Consider the following 14,898-nt stretch of genomic DNA (forward strand, 5'->3'; position numbering starts at 1 on the left):
TTACCGGTCACATTTCGTCGGAAGCCTTAGATTCTTCTTTTTAACCTTTTAATAAGTTACACTTTCTTAAAGTATAATAAAAAAAGGGACTCAAAGCTTTGCTTGAGCCCCTCCAGATACAAATTAGTGACCTCCATGGCCCTCACCATGTTCTCCGGCAATTTCCAGTTTTTCATCTAAAATTCCCTGAATTTCAAATGTGACAGTATCTGTATCTGCCAGCAAATAGGTGTGATTGTAAGGACCGTCCATTGGATCATCCTCAAATGTAGGGCGGATGTCGGCCAAATAGTCATACAAACCGTCACTTATTTCCCCGTCTTCAAGCCAGACTAGCGGCGCGTGTTTTCCCAAGTGTCCTAAAGCAGAACCTGTAATAGCCATTTCCGGAGTTTCAGTTGAGATAAAGCTCAACCCGTGGCCTGGTTCTTCCTGACCCCAGCCTACTGTAGTCTCTTCGTCTCTGTACTTGGCAAACTCAATGGACATTTCTTCAGGAGAATCTCCGTCGATACGCTCTGCTTCTCCATACTCCTGCAAGGCGTCAATCGTGTCTTCCCCAATGACTTCTTCAGAGCCTAAAAGAAACATTTTTGCTTCGCCGTCACGCTTTTCCAAAGCTCCAGCCGTTTCTTCCGGAACCCCGTTATCATCCACGTACAATAACGATTCATTCATATGTGCGATCCAGTTGCTTGCAATGAGAGAGTAAAGCTTAGCATCTTCTTCTGATGAGGCAATCAATACTGCTTCCGGAACCTCATCTACTAATTCTGAAAAATACTCATCAATCTCAGCAGCAAAGGCAGCGGCATTATCCGCATCAAATTCTTCTATACTGTATTCATCCAGCTGAGACAAGGCGTCATCCTGTACTTCACCGATGACCATTACTTCAGTCCCGTTATCATTCCCTTTTGGATTGAGCCTTTCAAGTTCTGTCAAAACCTCTTCAGAAATATCGCCGTCTTCCATAAACAATACCGGTCCGTCATTTGGATGGTGGATCAGCGTCGTACTTACTAAAGATTTCTGCCAGTCATCAACTGGAGCAAGAATGACTGTTCCCGGCTGATTCTCTTCATGTGTAGCAGGCCATACAAGCTGAGAAGTATAAATGGACATATCTACAGGCGAATCAGCCTCTAGACGCGTCACATTTTTTGTTTGAAAATGCATAAGGTTATCGGACGCATTCTCATTCATATTTTCCGGGGCAGAGGCAAACTCTTCGTGCTGCTCCTCGCTGTGCCCGTGATCATTCATCTCATCATTGCTTCCTTCTTCATTTTGATCATCCATATGATTATTGTCATGACCTTCTTCGTTGTCCTCATTCATATTGTGATTGTCTTCAGCGTTGTTTTCTTCCATGTTATGATTATTATTATTATCCATTTCGTTACCTGCAGTATTGTTATCTTCACCCTCTGCACAGGCTGTTATTAAAAAAGCTGCTGACAAAATAGTGATAAAACTGTACTTTTTCTTCATAATGGACCTCCTTATAATTATAAATAAGACACTTCCGGGAAGGGCGTCTCTCGTAAAAAAGCGCCGGTATAACCTGTCTCGCTTTCTCCATACCCGTCTACCTTTCGTCAATAACAAAAAATTATCACTGTTTTTTGAAGAATGTATGAAGTTTTTAACAAACAAGAAAATCACAAGTACAGACTTGTGATTTTTGGAAATTTATATAATACAACAGATTTTTTAGTTTGTCGAAATTTGTTATACGGTAGAGTTGGGAGTTTATACGGTAGAGTCCCTCAGTTATAAGGTAGAGTTCCACTGTTATACGGTAGAGTCGATACTTTCATATACCCTCATCCCCTTTTCTCAGCAAAATGCAAATAAAAAAAACTTACAAGCCATAGACTTGTAAGTTAGTGAAAGGCCCCCATTTTTAGCTGCCCTCTGGGACAATCTTATCCAGAGCTGCAACTACATCAGCCTCAGTTTTTCCGCCAATGGTTCTTTCTATTACCATACCGTTTTCATCAATTAGAAGCGTGTGAGGCAAGGAAGTTACACCGTAGGCATTTCCAACAAGCATATCCCTGTCAATCGGGTTGGGGTAAGGCACGTTGTGCCGGTCTATAAACCGCTGAACCTGAACGGTAGACTCATTCACATTGACCCCAATAATTTCGACGCCCTTTTCTTTATATTCGTCATAATGGTCCTTTAAATATTCCATTTTATTTCGGCAATAGCTGCAGTAAGTCGCCCAGAAAGTTAAATAGACGCCTTGTCCTTCATAGTCTTCCAAATGGACTTCTTCGCCATTTACATCTTTCAGGATGAAGTCAGGGGCCTCGTCTCCGGCGTTCACGAGCCCTCTGTCTTCTGAAAAATGTGAGTAAAACGTATATCCGATCGCTGCCACCATCACTAACAAAATAGTGGAACGAATAATTAATCTGCGCTGTTTCATTTACATCCTCTCCTAAGGAAAAATGGGTCCGATTTAATAATAGTCTATTTTGCTGTAATTTTTCAATATGAAGACCTTGTAAACCACTTCATTTTGAACAAAGAATATGAAGATTGTATGAAGTATTGAAGGTTTAATAAATCAATCAAGACGCCTGAAGGATGAGCTGAAGTAAACGAGGGCACCGCTGAATAACAGCCCCGTACTCCCTGCGATCATGAGGATCGTCTGAATCGGAAGCTCAGCTGCTACAAGAAAAGAAATAAGCCCGAATGCCAGCGGCTCGAACCCGCTCGCTGCCAGCGTAATAATACTCATGACTCGTCCAAGTTTGTTTTTATCCGTCCGTTCCTGAACAAGTGTCACTGTCGGTAAGTAAACAAACATAGCCATAAAGCCTGTCAGCCCTGCAAGCAAAACAAGGGGCGGCAAAGCTGTCACTTGGCTGAACACAATGAAAAAGGCGAAGCTTAAAAGGAGGGAGCCAAAAACAAGCCGGCCTCTCTTCCTTTTCAAGTTCCATATAACTAGTAAAACACTGGCAAGGAAGGTCCCTGCTGATAATCCGGCTTCCAAAAGACTCAATTCAAACGGCGAACCGCCAAGTGAATCGACCAGAATCGGAAAGCTTATTATCAACGGACCGATCATAAACAGGTTAATTATAACGATGGCGATAGTGCCCGTCCTGTGAACATGGGACTGCCTCACATACGTCAGCCCTTCCTTTAAATCCTCCAGCGCTGACGGACTGCCCTCCCGTTTCTCCGGTTTCGGATCCTGTATAAATGCCGGGAAGACCAGGACGGTAGAACTAAATATTAAAATAGCCGCGGCAGAAAAAGTCAGTGTAAAATCGCCAATGGTTAAAAGCACACCGGCTACTAAAGGCCCGATAATAAACATCATTTCAGTCGATCCTTGGAATAGCGAGTTTGCCCGTTGCAGCTGTTCATCCCTGACAATAATCGGAATCATTGAGGACACAGCCGGGAAAAAGAAGGCATCAAGAAACCCGAAGACCAGCGCAATAACTATAAGCGAGCCGACATGGAGCCAGTCATTAAAAAATAATATAATCATAGTGACCATTACGAGGCCCTGGAGAAAATTTGTTACAAACATGATCAGGGACTTGCGGATTTTATCAGCGAGAATCCCTCCGTAGATCATCATGATCACTCGCGGGATGGACACGGACATCAGAACGGCTCCGAGCACGGCTGGCCGGTTAAGAACATCTACAATAAACCATGAGACAGACAAAAAGAACATGGAGAAGCCAAGCATGATCGCGAGCCCTGACATCCATACAAGCATAAATGAACGGTTCCGCATCAAAGAAGCCGGCGGAGTATTAGTTAGGCTGGTTTCAGTTTCAGTCTCAGTCATATCCCGGCCCTCCTTTCAGCACACGAAAAGCCAGACTTCAACTGTATGAAGCCTGACTTTAAAGAATCTACAGCTATTATCTTAGAAAAGCACTGGAAAGGCAACTATAAGAGACTTACTGATATATCCGGACTGCCTGCCTCCCTGTCATTTTCAAAAAAAGCCCGGCCACACGCGGCCGGGCTGCACTGTTATGCTTTTTTAAACCAGAATTTAAGAATACCATCTTCTTCAGCGTCCTGAAGCAGTTCATTTCCTGAAGATTTAGCCCATGCAGGAAGGTCGGCTTTAGCCCCTTTATCCGTTACATGCACTTCGAGTATCTCTCCTTCGTTCAGCTGGTCCATTTCTTTTTTCACCTTAACTACAGGCATTGGACAAGCTAATCCTTTAGCGTCTAAAATTTTAGTACTTTCCATATTAAAATTCTCCTCTCTCTTTTCAAAAAATATAATTACCTGTACAGGAAGTTATCAGCCGCTCACTGCACAGCGGTTAGGTCCGATTTCCATTTCCGTTTGTTCATCCGCATCCGGGTTTATTTTACCCATATTTGTCTGGCGGATCTCCTGATAAGCGTTTGGCTGTGGCGGAAGGTCTTCTGTGACCGTCTTGCGGAACTCTTCTTCATCATTGATATTTAACCCATGGTTCTTTTCAAACAGAACGCTCAGCTTTTCCATGACGCGGCCTTGGGCATCTAATTCTTCATGTTTCCCAAAGTGGGCCGGTAGGACGTATAAGTCGCCGCTCAGGCCTGCATAGATGCTGTAAAGGCTGTTGCGAAGGTCAGCCACCCAGTCTTCTGCCTTACCTGCCAGGTCAGGGCGTCCGATAGAGTCGACAAACAGAATGTCACCAGAGATCAAATACTGGTCATCAATTACCATTGAAGTGCTTCCGATCGTATGCCCCGGAGAATAAATCGGGTGGATTGCCACTTTCGTTTGTCCGACTATAATATCGTTCCCGTCTTCGAGAGGTTTAAAATCAAAGGTGACTTCTTCTGCGTCTTTTGGCGGCAGCCAGTATGAAGCCCCGTGTTTTTCACGAAGTTTGCGCCCTCCGGAAATGTGGTCAGCATGCAGGTGCGTATCGATCACGTGCTTTAATGTCAGATTGTTCTCCGCCAGGAACTCATTATAAGGTTCAATTGTACGGGCAGAATCGATAATTGCTGCTTCACCGTCAGATGCTACAAGATATGAGAGGCAGCCTTTACCAAGACGGACAAACTGATAAAGTTCCCCGCCGTCTTTTAAGTCGCCTAGTTTCACTGGTTCAAGGTGCTCACTCCAGGTTTTCATACCGCCAACAAGGTAGTGAGTGTCGCGGCCTGTCGCTTCTACAATCTGCTCAGCTACAAACTGGGAAGAGCCTTCTTTTGCACACACCACCAGCAACGGCTTATCTTCAGGCAGCTGGCCGACAATGTCATCCACACCGTCGATCAGGTCGAAGTAAGGCTTGTTAATAATTTCCACGCCTTCACCTTCCACTTTCCAGTCATCAAAAGCGTCTGTGTTCCGCACATCCAAAATAAATATTTCCTCGCGGTTAATTACCATTTTACCTAATTCTTTGGCTGTCATTGGTTTTAAACTCATTTATTTATCCCTCCATCTGAATATTTTAAAGGTAGTTTTTAAAAATTTATTAAAATGTGAGTGTGGTGTTCGCATCATTAGCAAAATCAAGGAATGATGCGGCGCCGCCTACTTCGACACCATCAACAAAGTCTTCTTTCTCTAATCCCATCACATCCATTGTCATTTGACAGCCGATAAATTTAACACCAAGTTCCTGAGCTGTCGTGACAAGTTCGTCAATTCCCGGCACATTCGCCTTTTGGAATCCTTCCTGCATTTGTTCTGCCCCTTCAGGCATTGGCAGCTGTTTATGCCCATCTTTGTGAATCAGCTGCAGCCCTTCGAAAGTAAAGAATATGGCTACTTCTGATCCTCCGGCTGCCGCTGCTGTTGCAAGATTGTACACTTTGTAAGCGTCAAATAAACCGCCGTTTGCTGCAATAATCGCTACTTTGTTACTCATTTAAACACCCTCCTGGTTAATTTTTTCATCTATTAAAGTAATATTTGTTATTCATCAGATTCTGTTTCATATTCCCATTCGGACATTCCGGGCTTCACATTCGTGACATTTTTATATCCTTTTTCGTCAAGAACTTGTGCTGCCATGTTGCTCCTGTTTCCAGTTCTGCAGACAACATAGATCTCGTCGTCTTTGTCTAACTCATTTAGCCGCTCTTCCAGCTCTCCCATTGGAATGGATTTAGCTCCCGGAATACGGGCGAAGGTATACTCAGCAGGCTCTCTTACATCGATCAGCTTTATGTTTTTACCTTCACCCAGTTTTTCTTTCAATTCGTCGTTATTTACAACATGCGGATAGTCCGTTTCTTCCTGTGTTTCGTCGGGATGTGCTTTACGAATATAATGGTAAAAGACCTCTCCATCTTCTCTCGAGCCAAGGTAATGATGACCTGTGTTTTTAGCCCATCCTTTCATATCTGCTAATGAGCCTCTGTCAGTCGCTTGAACTTCTAATACGTAACCCGGTTCAAGGTCATCTATCTTTTTCTTCGTTTTAACCACCGGCATAGGGCACGCTAGCCCTTTTGCATCTAATATTTCATTAACCTTAATGCTCATTCTTCCATTCCTCCATTCGTTTATTAATGACGTTATTAAAATTCCCTGCATCACCTCGCTTTCCCTCGCAGAGGACAGGCCTCGGGCGTTTCGCGAGCCTCCTCGGGAAATTCATCCTCCGGGGTCTCGCCTGAACCGCTTTTCCCGAAGGAGTCTCGGTGATTCCGGGAATTAACCTTTATTAATAAAAGGTTACAACTCGATGTTCTCTGTTTAGTGTGTGTACCTGCAAACTCTTTATCCTTACACTGTTATACCTCCTAGGGTATTATTTTAATTAAAAAAATAATTTGTTACTGTTTAATTACCCCTAAGGGTATATTACAAAACATTTTATCCTTTGTCAACACTTTGTCACACATTCTTTATATACCCTTATAGGTATATACTAAACATTATTTTTATTTTCATCAAATTTTCATAAATGAAACGTATGGTGTTGGAGGAAAGGGTGATTGTTATGTATGACGTTTGGATGCTGGGGCCTCTTATGATCCCGGTTATAACAGTCGTGGTTCTGTTATCCGTTATTGGCGGTCTTTTGTATTTGCGCTACCTCTCCCCTTATAAGCATAAGAGGGATAATCAGGTAAGAGATTTGACTGCAAACACGGTCATTTTAACTGCTGTCATTTATTTTTTCGGTTCTGTGCCGTTAAACTTTTCTGCTTTTGTGAATGACCCTGTGTCAATTCTCAGTTATCCCAGCGGCCAGAATGAATTTTTTCTCGCAGTCACAGCAGCAATAATCTATCTTGTTTTTAAGCATAGCCGACAAAAAGTGAAAGTGACTGACACTCTCGCCGGGGTTTTTTACGTTGTTCTCGTTGCTGATTTACTCTTCGCTTTCGCAGTAACGGAAACAGGAAAACCATTGGAGGGCGGCCTCTCAGGATTATTGCCTTTCACAGAGCACCCTGTATCCCTTTATACCATGGGGCTGTCGCTGATTTTACTTATATGGCTCCACTATGCAGGGCGTTTATCAGATGAGCCGGTTAAACTGATGGCTATGGTGCCGTTATGGGCTGCGGGTAAATGGGTGATTAGTTTGACTAATCAGTCGGCTGCCTTTTTGACTATTTACTTAGAGGAACACACTTATTTGGTTATCGCTGCCGGGGCAGTTGTTGCAAGTTCTATTTATTATATTTTACGAAAGAAACAGGTGATCTTATGGAAGAATTAAGTCAAATTACAATTTGGGCGGCATTTGCTGCAGGGTTTATCTCCTTTATTTCGCCCTGCACTCTCCCGTTATTTCCTGCCTATTTATCATACATAACAGGCATGAGCGTTAAAGATCTTGAGTCAAACAAAGATCAGAAAGTCAGGAGGTCGTTAATGATCCATACTTTTTTCTTCCTGGCTGGTGTCTCTTCGATTTTCCTGGCGTTAGGGGTGGGAGCTACTTATATGGGACAGTGGCTGCAGGATCTTCTGATTGGTTCTTCAGGAGATCTTGTCCAGCGGTTAGCTGGTATTTTTATCGTTTTTATGGGATTATTTGTAGCCGGCATTATTCAGCTGAATGGCTTAATGAAAAATAAACGGCTGACCTTCAGCAAAAAACCTGCAGGCTTTGCAGGCACCACTTTTGTGGGGATGGGGTTTGCTGCAGGATGGACCCCATGTATCGGACCGATATTTGCTTCTATTTTAGTGCTGGCAGCTAGTGATCCATCGCAAGGATTCTTTTATACACTCCTGTATATTATTGGCTTCTCACTTCCATTTTTTATATTAACATTCTTTATCGGTTCTACCCGGTGGATTGTTAAATACAGTGGAAGGATTATGAAAATAGGCGGCGGTGTGATGGTATTTATGGGAGTGTTGCTGTTCACCGGCCAGTTGAATGATATATCTATTTATATTCTGCGTTTAATCGAAGGAACCTGGTTTGAAAATCTAGGGTAATGAAGGAAAGGTGATGGAGATGAAAAAGTGGCTTCTTATAATAATTTTTGCAGGAATGGTCGGCTGGACGCTCTATGAAACAGTAGAGTGGAACAGCACTTCTGAGCCCGCAAGTGAGACAGAAGAAGGATCAGTAAGTGATGCGGAAGACGAAAACCTGGAACAGCCGTCAATTAGTGAAGAGGATATCGGGCTAAATGAAGGAGACTATGCCCCTGATTTCACACTTGAAACATTAGCAGGGGAAGAAGTTTCTCTTTGGGATTTCCGCGGCCAAAAAGTGATGGTCAACTTTTGGGCAACCTGGTGTCCCCCTTGCCGTGCGGAAATGCCGGATATGCAGGAAATGTATGAAGAATATGATGATATTAAAATCTTAGCCGTCAATTTAACTGAGACCGAACCTGGTGTGGATCAGGTTGAAGAGTTTACAGAGGATTTCGGTCTTACGTTCCCTATCCTTCTGGATCATGAGGTTGAAGTCGCCGGTATTTACGATATTCAGCCTATTCCTACGTCGTACATGATTGATTCAGAGGGCAAGGTCCAAAGTATTGCCTTCGGTGCCTTAAATAAAGACATGATGGTTCAACGATTTGATAATATGGACTAAAATAAAAATATCATGTCTTTAAAGGGTGATGTTAATGACACAGTTAGTTCTCGTTGTAGAAGATGATGATATGATCAGAGAGTTAATTGAAATATATCTAAATAAAAATGGCTACGAAGTCATTACAGCGGCTGACGGCGAGGAAGCAATGGAGAAATTTACACTTTACTCTCCGTGCCTCGTCCTCCTGGACTTGATGCTGCCTAAAGCGAGTGGAGAAGACGTTTGCCAGTGGATCAGGGAACAGGAACGAAATGAAGTATCACTTATTATGATTACCGCAAAAACAAGCAGTGACCAGAAAATTAAAGGATTAAAAATGGGTGCTGATGATTATGTGACAAAACCTTTCAGCCCTAATGAATTAATGGCCAGAGTAGAAGCTGTCTTGAGACGGGGCGGCCAGTTTTGCCAGAAGATTAATCATCGGGGGCTCGTTATAAAACCCCGAAAAGGTGAGGTTCTTCTAAACGGCCGGAAAATTCAGCTGACTAAATATGAATTCAACCTGCTCTTTTATTTCATGGAGAATCCAAATTTAGTCTTAACGCGTGAACAGCTTGTTCAGCAGATTCATCCGTACGCTGAGAGCGACATTCTGGACAGAACCATTGATGCCCATATTAAGAAGCTCCGGGAAAAAATTGAAAGCGTCCCTTCAAAGCCCGCACGTATTGTCACTGTCAGAGGAATGGGGTATCAGTTTGTTCCTTAATTTAAGTGCTAAGAAAACGTCACCTGGTATGCTGTTCCAGTTGATGGCTGTTAATATCGGAGTTGTCACATTGCTTGTAGCAGTGAGCAGCTATTTAATATATACAACAGCCTGCTTTCTTGTGGACCAGATGCCGACGGTTCAAGATGATAGGCAAGTTGTATTTGAGAACCAGCTAGCCGTTTTTTTATGGTGGACGACTCCGGCAGTCATCTTCCTGGGGATATTTTTTCTTTATTTTTTCACGAAAAAGTTAATGAGGCCGCTGCATGAATTAGTTGACACCGCGGCTTCTTTAAAAAGCGGTGACTATCCAGAGCATATCACTGCCAAATCCTTCCGCGAAGTGGATCAGCTGACGCACCATATGAATGAACTGAACAGCAGGCTGAAAAAGAATGAGGAAGCCAGAACAAAAATGCTCACAGATATGGCTCACGAATTAAGGACCCCCCTTTCAAATATTAACGGCTATATGGAAGCTATGAAAGACGGAATAATTGAAGGAAATCAGCCTCTGTTTCACTCACTTCATAAAGAATCAGCACGCTTAATTAACATGATTGACCAGCTTCAGGAAATGAGTAAATGGAACGAACAAACATCACAGACTTTACTGGAGAAAAAATGGACCGATATTAAACCATTGCTGACTGAATGTCTAACCATGTTCCAATTAAAAATAACGCATGAAGACATCCCGTTAAATGTCAAGGTTGAGCCCGCAACTCTTTATATCAATGAGGAGGGGATCCGCCAGGCAGTCTCCAACCTGCTTCAAAATGCTATCCAATATTATGAAGGCTCACAAGCCATTGAATTAATGGGAAGGCTTCGCGGTGATGTCTACGAAATTTGCGTTAAGAACCCAGGTCCACCCTTGCCTGAAGAAGAGCGGGAATGGCTTTTCGAGCGTTTTTACCGGGCCGATTCTTCCCGAAGCCGGAAAACTGGCGGAAGCGGATTAGGACTTGCCATTGTTAAAGAAATAATTGTGAATCACCATGAGGGAAAAGTTACTGTCGCCTCAGAGGATAATATTCACTCATTTAAATTAATCATTCCAGTGAAACCTTAACATTTTTAAAATAAAAAAATAATTTTGCTTTCACGCCGGGATTAAATGAAAAAATTGTTACTTTATCTTACTCATAAAATTCCTGTAACCTCCTTATAATATGCTTTGTGGCTCCGCGCTGATCTCAGCGTCAAGCTGCAAATTGGGGGGTGTGAGCATGACCGCCACGCAATTTATCATTATGCTGTTGTTGGTTGCTGTATTGGTATGGGCAGCGTTCAGGTTAACGGTTAACTTAAGACGCTCTCCTGCACCTCAAACGATTGACAGCAGTCATAAGCAGGAAAACACACCTGAAAATTATAAGGAGGAATTTGCAATGGAACGAGAAAGAGAAGAAAAAATTGAACAAGCTGTAGACAAGGAAGTTGCACAGGAATTGAGCCCGTTACGAGACCAGTTAAAAAACATCCAGCAAAAAATGGATCAGTTACACTCTGCTCAGCAGCAAGGAACCAATACAAGCCAGACTCAACAGCAGGCTAATGATCTTGCACAGCAGCTGCAGCAATTCAGTAACCAGGCTCAGCAACAGCAGCAGCAGACGATCCAGCAGCTTCAGCAATCCATTAAACAAGCCTCTCAAACATTACAAGGTGTCGACCAGTCTTTGCAATCGTTTAATGTGTTAAGCCAAATTACCAATCAAATGAACCAGTCTCAGGAACAGCTTAACCAGCAAATGAACCAGGTTCAAAACCAGCAGCAACAACAGCAACAGCAGCAGTAACAGCAATCTGGATATTACTGGGGGGTCTGACCCCCCAGTAATTCCCACAAAAAAAACGGGAATGTCATTTTCCCGTTTTTTTTGTGCCTGCTATTTTATTTACCGGCTTTTCACCAGCATTTTTACAGCTTCTTCTATTGTTTCTTCACGGTCTTCTTCAGTGCCTGTTTGTTCTCTTAAACAGACCTCAAGATTTTTAGCTACCACATAGGCCGTGGCGCGGTCAACGGCTGAACGGACGGCTGACAGCTGAGTAATAATAGACTGGCATTCTTTCTCGTCTTCCATCATTTTAAGAACTCCGCGCACCTGTCCTTCAATTCTCTTCAGTCTGTTTTTCATATCTGATGAATAATCCATATTTTCCACCGCCTTATAAATTTTGTCTGTCTTACTTTAAGTCCCTCGTTTAACTTGTCCACTCCAAGCTGACATACCGCCTCTGACATTAGTAACTTCCCCGAAACCAGCCTTCTTTAATTTATTTGATGCTGCCACACTGCGGTTTCCGCTTTGGCAGATCACGACGATTTCTTTATCCTTTGGAAGACCTGATGCTGCTGACTTAAACCGGCTGAGCGGCACATTATCCATTCCTTTAATATGCCCTGCAGAAAATTCATTTGGTTCTCTCACATCAATAAAATGTGCGCGTTTATCTTTTTTCATTTTTCCCTGCAATTCATCAGCGGTAATATGTCCCACCCCTTTCATTGGCATCATCCGTTTTACCATGGTTAAAATAATTAACACAATTACAGCAAATATTATCCAGTTCATTTATATCCATCCTTTATATTTTTATACCCTTTGGTGTATATGGTTTCTTTTATATTATACCCCTAAAGGTATTTTGTCAATACGTTTGCCAGCCTGTTGAAATTATTTAATTTTTGTAAATAATCCGTGGAAGTCATTGTTTAATTCATTCCGGTTTGCTAGGCTCAAACGTGACAACATTTTCAACTTACTATCAAAAATATATATTAAGAGGTGCAGTATGAACGGCAAATCCCAAACTAATTTTAAGACTTTATTTGAAATTCTAATTATATCCACACGCTTGGGCCTGACGTCTTTTGGCGGTCCCATCGCCCACTTAGGCTATTTCCATGAGGAATATGTCCGCAGAAGAAAATGGATGGATGAGAAGAGCTATGCTGATCTGGTGGCGCTGTGCCAGTTCCTCCCCGGGCCTGCGAGCAGTCAGGTTGGAATAGGTATAGGGGTTACAAGAGGCGGCGTTTTAGGCGGGATTATCTCGTTTATTGGCTTTACGCTCCCTTCTGTTGTGCTGTTAATCGTTTTTGCGGTATTTTTACAGACGGCCGGTATGCTGGATGCCGGATGGATTAATGGTCTGAAGATTGTAGCAGTCGCAGTGGTGGCCCATGCTGTTCTTGGTATGGCTCAAAAACTGACGCCGGATGTAACCCGGAAAACGATCGCTTTAGCTGCTGTTATAAGCATTTTGCTTTGGCAGACTGCGTGGACCCAGGTAGGTGTCATTCTGTTAGCGGGTGTCGCCGGATACCTTCTCTATAAAAATCAAGCAGATGAAGACCTTTCTTCCCAATTTAATTTCCCTTTATCAAAGCGGTTTGCGGCAGGCTGCTTAACTCTGTTTTTCGGATTGCTTATACTTCTCCCTATTGCCAGAGAAGTAACAACCCTAAACTGGGTGGCCATGTTTGACAGCTTTTACCGGTCAGGCTCACTTGTTTTCGGCGGCGGCCATGTCGTTCTGCCTTTACTAGAAAGAGAATTTGTTCCAACAGGGTGGTTGTCAGAAGAAGAGTTTCTTGCAGGGTATGGCGCTGCACAAGCTGTTCCAGGCCCATTATTTACCTTTGCGGCATACCTTGGGACAGTCATCAACGGCTGGCAAGGAGGGCTTCTTGCTGCCGCTGCGATCTTTTTACCAGCATTTCTGCTGATTTTAGGAACCCTTCCTTTTTGGAACAGCCTTAGAAAAAACCAATCTATGCGAGCTGCTCTCATGGGAGTGAACGCAGCGGTTGTTGGAATTCTTTTTGCGGCATTATATCATCCAATTTTCACTAGTTCTGTGACAAGTCCTGTGGAATTTGCATTCGCTGCCTTGCTGTTCGTTATGCTGGCTCACTGGAAACTCCCGCCATGGGCAGTCGTACTCACCGGTGCCATAGGAGGGCTAATTATTCTCTAACTAAAAACAGGACTGCCTGATAAAATGGACAGTCCTGTTTTTTAATAAGCAACCACATTATCTAACTGACGGCTCACTCTTTCTTCCTTCCAACAATAATCTCCGTGTCCACCGTCATGCTAATCTCCTCATGTTTTAAAAAAGCTTTAATTCGGTCTTCACACGCTTCCCAGGCCAAAGGGGTCATCTTCACAAGCCAGGATACCGCTCTATTTGTAAGGTTAACTGTATAAGAAACTGGCCAGCGCTCCACTACTGTAAAGTGTTCAGTAAAGCGGTCAATTGTGTCAGTATTAGAATAAGAGTGCTTATGTTTTTCCTCAAATAAAGCATATCTTAATTCCTTCAAATAATTTTCTCCCGGCACTACTTTTATAACAAGACCACCGTTTTTCATCAGCCTCTTAAACTCCTCATAATTTGAGGGTGACAGAATATTTAACAGCACATCAAATTTACCTGCCTTAAAAGGCGTATTAGCGAGATCCGACACAGCCCATAGCAGATCATCTTCTTGTTTAGCCGCTTCAAGAATCCCTTCTTTTGCAAGGTCAACTCCAGCTCCCATAATTTCAGCGCCGGACGCCTCTTTTACAGCCTTCCTTACAGCAGTCAGATGAGAGCCTTCCCCGCATCCCATATCAAGAAGATTTACTTTCTCACCGAAACCATATTTTCCAATTATACCTGCAATTTTATCGGTTACCGGTTTAAAAAAGCTTTCTTCTGTCATAAGACTTTTACGCGCTTCGAATAAATCTTTCGTGTATTTGGTTTTCACATGTTTAGGTAAAAGGTTTACATAGCCCTGTTTTGCAAAATCGAATGAATGATTCCGGTTGCAGACAAGCTGGCAGGAATCAGTGACTTTCATATCTTCGCCGCATACCGGGCACTTAAATACGTCCTCAAAGTATCTTGCGTAATCCGTCCGCCGCCGTCGTTTTGTAACTTTATTCATTGTGACCCTCCCGTCTCAGCCTTTTAAAAAAATCAGGCATCCATTATTTTCTCTATTAAAAATAAGATTACCACAGTTACTTCTTGTGTACTTTTTACTTTAAAATTTCCACACTAAAACTTACATTATTACGCCCATTCTGTGACAGCCTAAAGAATAGCTTTAGGACGTCTGTTTTCAGTATTGAAA

The 14,898-nt window shown here is 42.8% G+C and carries 17 protein-coding genes; 7 read left to right on the plus strand and 10 right to left on the minus strand.

The genetic code is table 11. The features are described 5' to 3' along the window. Window positions 1-123: 123 nt before the first annotated feature. The 7 genes from BMW59_RS12100 to BMW59_RS12130 form a co-directional block, all read right to left on the minus strand. Complete coding sequence (locus tag BMW59_RS12100) at window positions 124-1,494, minus strand: cell wall-binding repeat-containing protein (RefSeq protein WP_245733093.1); 1,371 nt, start codon at window positions 1,492-1,494, stop codon at window positions 124-126. Window positions 1,495-1,909: 415 nt separating this feature from the next. Next, window positions 1,910-2,440 carry a thiol-disulfide oxidoreductase ResA gene (gene resA / locus BMW59_RS12105; RefSeq protein WP_093052361.1) on the minus strand — a complete coding sequence of 177 codons (531 nt, stop codon included), beginning with the start codon at window positions 2,438-2,440 and terminating at the stop codon, window positions 1,910-1,912. Between the two features lie 141 nt (window positions 2,441-2,581). Then, window positions 2,582-3,832, minus strand: coding sequence for an MFS transporter (locus BMW59_RS12110; RefSeq protein WP_093052364.1), 1,251 nt, complete (start codon window positions 3,830-3,832; stop codon window positions 2,582-2,584). Between the two features lie 191 nt (window positions 3,833-4,023). After that, on the minus strand, window positions 4,024-4,251 hold the full coding sequence (locus BMW59_RS12115; RefSeq protein WP_093052367.1) for a sulfurtransferase TusA family protein: 228 nt from the start codon (window positions 4,249-4,251) through the stop codon (window positions 4,024-4,026). Between the two features lie 54 nt (window positions 4,252-4,305). Beyond that, entirely contained in the window at window positions 4,306-5,439 is a 1,134-nt protein-coding gene (locus BMW59_RS12120; protein ID WP_093052371.1) for an MBL fold metallo-hydrolase, read from the minus strand. Window positions 5,440-5,488: 49 nt separating this feature from the next. Next, the gene (locus BMW59_RS12125; protein ID WP_093052373.1) at window positions 5,489-5,884 is read right to left on the minus strand and encodes a DsrE/DsrF/DrsH-like family protein; all 396 of its coding nucleotides are present in this window, start codon (window positions 5,882-5,884) and stop codon (window positions 5,489-5,491) included. Between the two features lie 47 nt (window positions 5,885-5,931). Continuing rightward, entirely contained in the window at window positions 5,932-6,504 is a 573-nt protein-coding gene (locus tag BMW59_RS12130; protein WP_093052375.1) for a sulfurtransferase TusA family protein, read from the minus strand. Window positions 6,505-6,964: 460 nt separating this feature from the next. Here BMW59_RS12130 and BMW59_RS12135 point away from each other — a divergent pair, with 460 nt between their 5' ends. The 6 genes from BMW59_RS12135 (at window position 6,965) to BMW59_RS22085 (ending at window position 11,560) form a co-directional block, all read left to right on the plus strand. Next, entirely contained in the window at window positions 6,965-7,693 is a 729-nt protein-coding gene (locus BMW59_RS12135; protein WP_177174330.1) for a hypothetical protein, read from the plus strand. Next, window positions 7,681-8,424, plus strand: a complete 744-nt coding sequence (locus tag BMW59_RS12140) for a cytochrome c biogenesis CcdA family protein (RefSeq protein WP_093052381.1) — start codon at window positions 7,681-7,683, stop codon at window positions 8,422-8,424. Before BMW59_RS12135 ends, BMW59_RS12140 begins: the two co-directional genes overlap by 13 nt. A gap of 19 nt (window positions 8,425-8,443) precedes the next feature. Next, window positions 8,444-9,037 carry a redoxin domain-containing protein gene (locus BMW59_RS12145; RefSeq protein ID WP_093052774.1) on the plus strand — a complete coding sequence of 198 codons (594 nt, stop codon included), beginning with the start codon at window positions 8,444-8,446 and terminating at the stop codon, window positions 9,035-9,037. Between the two features lie 34 nt (window positions 9,038-9,071). After that, window positions 9,072-9,752 (plus strand): response regulator transcription factor, encoded by a 681-nt coding sequence (locus BMW59_RS12150; RefSeq protein ID WP_093052384.1) that lies wholly within the window; start codon window positions 9,072-9,074, stop codon window positions 9,750-9,752. Continuing rightward, entirely contained in the window at window positions 9,712-10,830 is a 1,119-nt protein-coding gene (locus tag BMW59_RS12155; protein WP_177174331.1) for a sensor histidine kinase, read from the plus strand. The genes BMW59_RS12150 and BMW59_RS12155 overlap by 41 nt, the downstream gene beginning before the upstream one ends. 157 nt (window positions 10,831-10,987) lie before the next feature. Further along, complete coding sequence (locus BMW59_RS22085) at window positions 10,988-11,560, plus strand: hypothetical protein (protein WP_093052390.1); 573 nt, start codon at window positions 10,988-10,990, stop codon at window positions 11,558-11,560. Between the two features lie 99 nt (window positions 11,561-11,659). Here the strand turns inward: BMW59_RS22085 and BMW59_RS12165 are convergent, their stop codons facing one another. Then, window positions 11,660-11,920 (minus strand): metal-sensitive transcriptional regulator, encoded by a 261-nt coding sequence (locus BMW59_RS12165; RefSeq protein ID WP_093052393.1) that lies wholly within the window; start codon window positions 11,918-11,920, stop codon window positions 11,660-11,662. Between the two features lie 36 nt (window positions 11,921-11,956). Then, window positions 11,957-12,340, minus strand: a complete 384-nt coding sequence (locus BMW59_RS12170) for a rhodanese-like domain-containing protein (protein ID WP_093052396.1) — start codon at window positions 12,338-12,340, stop codon at window positions 11,957-11,959. A 220-nt stretch (window positions 12,341-12,560) separates the two neighbouring features. Here BMW59_RS12170 and BMW59_RS12175 point away from each other — a divergent pair, with 220 nt between their 5' ends. Continuing rightward, on the plus strand, window positions 12,561-13,748 hold the full coding sequence (locus tag BMW59_RS12175) for a chromate transporter (RefSeq protein WP_093052399.1): 1,188 nt from the start codon (window positions 12,561-12,563) through the stop codon (window positions 13,746-13,748). 73 nt (window positions 13,749-13,821) lie between these two features. On the opposite strand, the gene BMW59_RS12180 is transcribed toward BMW59_RS12175, so the two are convergent. After that, window positions 13,822-14,709, minus strand: coding sequence for a putative RNA methyltransferase (locus tag BMW59_RS12180; RefSeq protein ID WP_093052402.1), 888 nt, complete (start codon window positions 14,707-14,709; stop codon window positions 13,822-13,824). Window positions 14,710-14,898 lie beyond the last annotated feature (189 nt).

Source organism: Salipaludibacillus aurantiacus, assembly GCF_900111295.1.
Taxonomy (GTDB): domain Bacteria; phylum Bacillota; class Bacilli; order Bacillales; family Salisediminibacteriaceae; genus Salipaludibacillus; species Salipaludibacillus aurantiacus.

Coding starts and splice junctions, on each gene's coding strand:
- resA (WP_093052361.1), bottom strand. CDS start 2,440: ATGAAACAGCGCAGATTAATTATTCGTTCCACTATTTTGTTAGTGATG.
- BMW59_RS12100 (WP_245733093.1), bottom strand. CDS start 1,494: ATGAAGAAAAAGTACAGTTTTATCACTATTTTGTCAGCAGCTTTTTTA.
- BMW59_RS12140 (WP_093052381.1), top strand. CDS start 7,681: ATGGAAGAATTAAGTCAAATTACAATTTGGGCGGCATTTGCTGCAGGG.
- BMW59_RS12145 (WP_093052774.1), top strand. CDS start 8,444: ATGAAAAAGTGGCTTCTTATAATAATTTTTGCAGGAATGGTCGGCTGG.
- BMW59_RS12130 (WP_093052375.1), bottom strand. CDS start 6,504: ATGAGCATTAAGGTTAATGAAATATTAGATGCAAAAGGGCTAGCGTGC.
- BMW59_RS12165 (WP_093052393.1), bottom strand. CDS start 11,920: ATGGATTATTCATCAGATATGAAAAACAGACTGAAGAGAATTGAAGGA.
- BMW59_RS12110 (WP_093052364.1), bottom strand. CDS start 3,832: ATGACTGAGACTGAAACTGAAACCAGCCTAACTAATACTCCGCCGGCT.
- BMW59_RS12115 (WP_093052367.1), bottom strand. CDS start 4,251: ATGGAAAGTACTAAAATTTTAGACGCTAAAGGATTAGCTTGTCCAATG.
- BMW59_RS12125 (WP_093052373.1), bottom strand. CDS start 5,884: ATGAGTAACAAAGTAGCGATTATTGCAGCAAACGGCGGTTTATTTGAC.
- BMW59_RS12170 (WP_093052396.1), bottom strand. CDS start 12,340: ATGAACTGGATAATATTTGCTGTAATTGTGTTAATTATTTTAACCATG.
- BMW59_RS12180 (WP_093052402.1), bottom strand. CDS start 14,709: ATGAATAAAGTTACAAAACGACGGCGGCGGACGGATTACGCAAGATAC.
- BMW59_RS12120 (WP_093052371.1), bottom strand. CDS start 5,439: ATGAGTTTAAAACCAATGACAGCCAAAGAATTAGGTAAAATGGTAATT.
- BMW59_RS12135 (WP_177174330.1), top strand. CDS start 6,965: ATGTATGACGTTTGGATGCTGGGGCCTCTTATGATCCCGGTTATAACA.
- BMW59_RS12175 (WP_093052399.1), top strand. CDS start 12,561: ATGAACGGCAAATCCCAAACTAATTTTAAGACTTTATTTGAAATTCTA.
- BMW59_RS12150 (WP_093052384.1), top strand. CDS start 9,072: ATGACACAGTTAGTTCTCGTTGTAGAAGATGATGATATGATCAGAGAG.
- BMW59_RS22085 (WP_093052390.1), top strand. CDS start 10,988: ATGACCGCCACGCAATTTATCATTATGCTGTTGTTGGTTGCTGTATTG.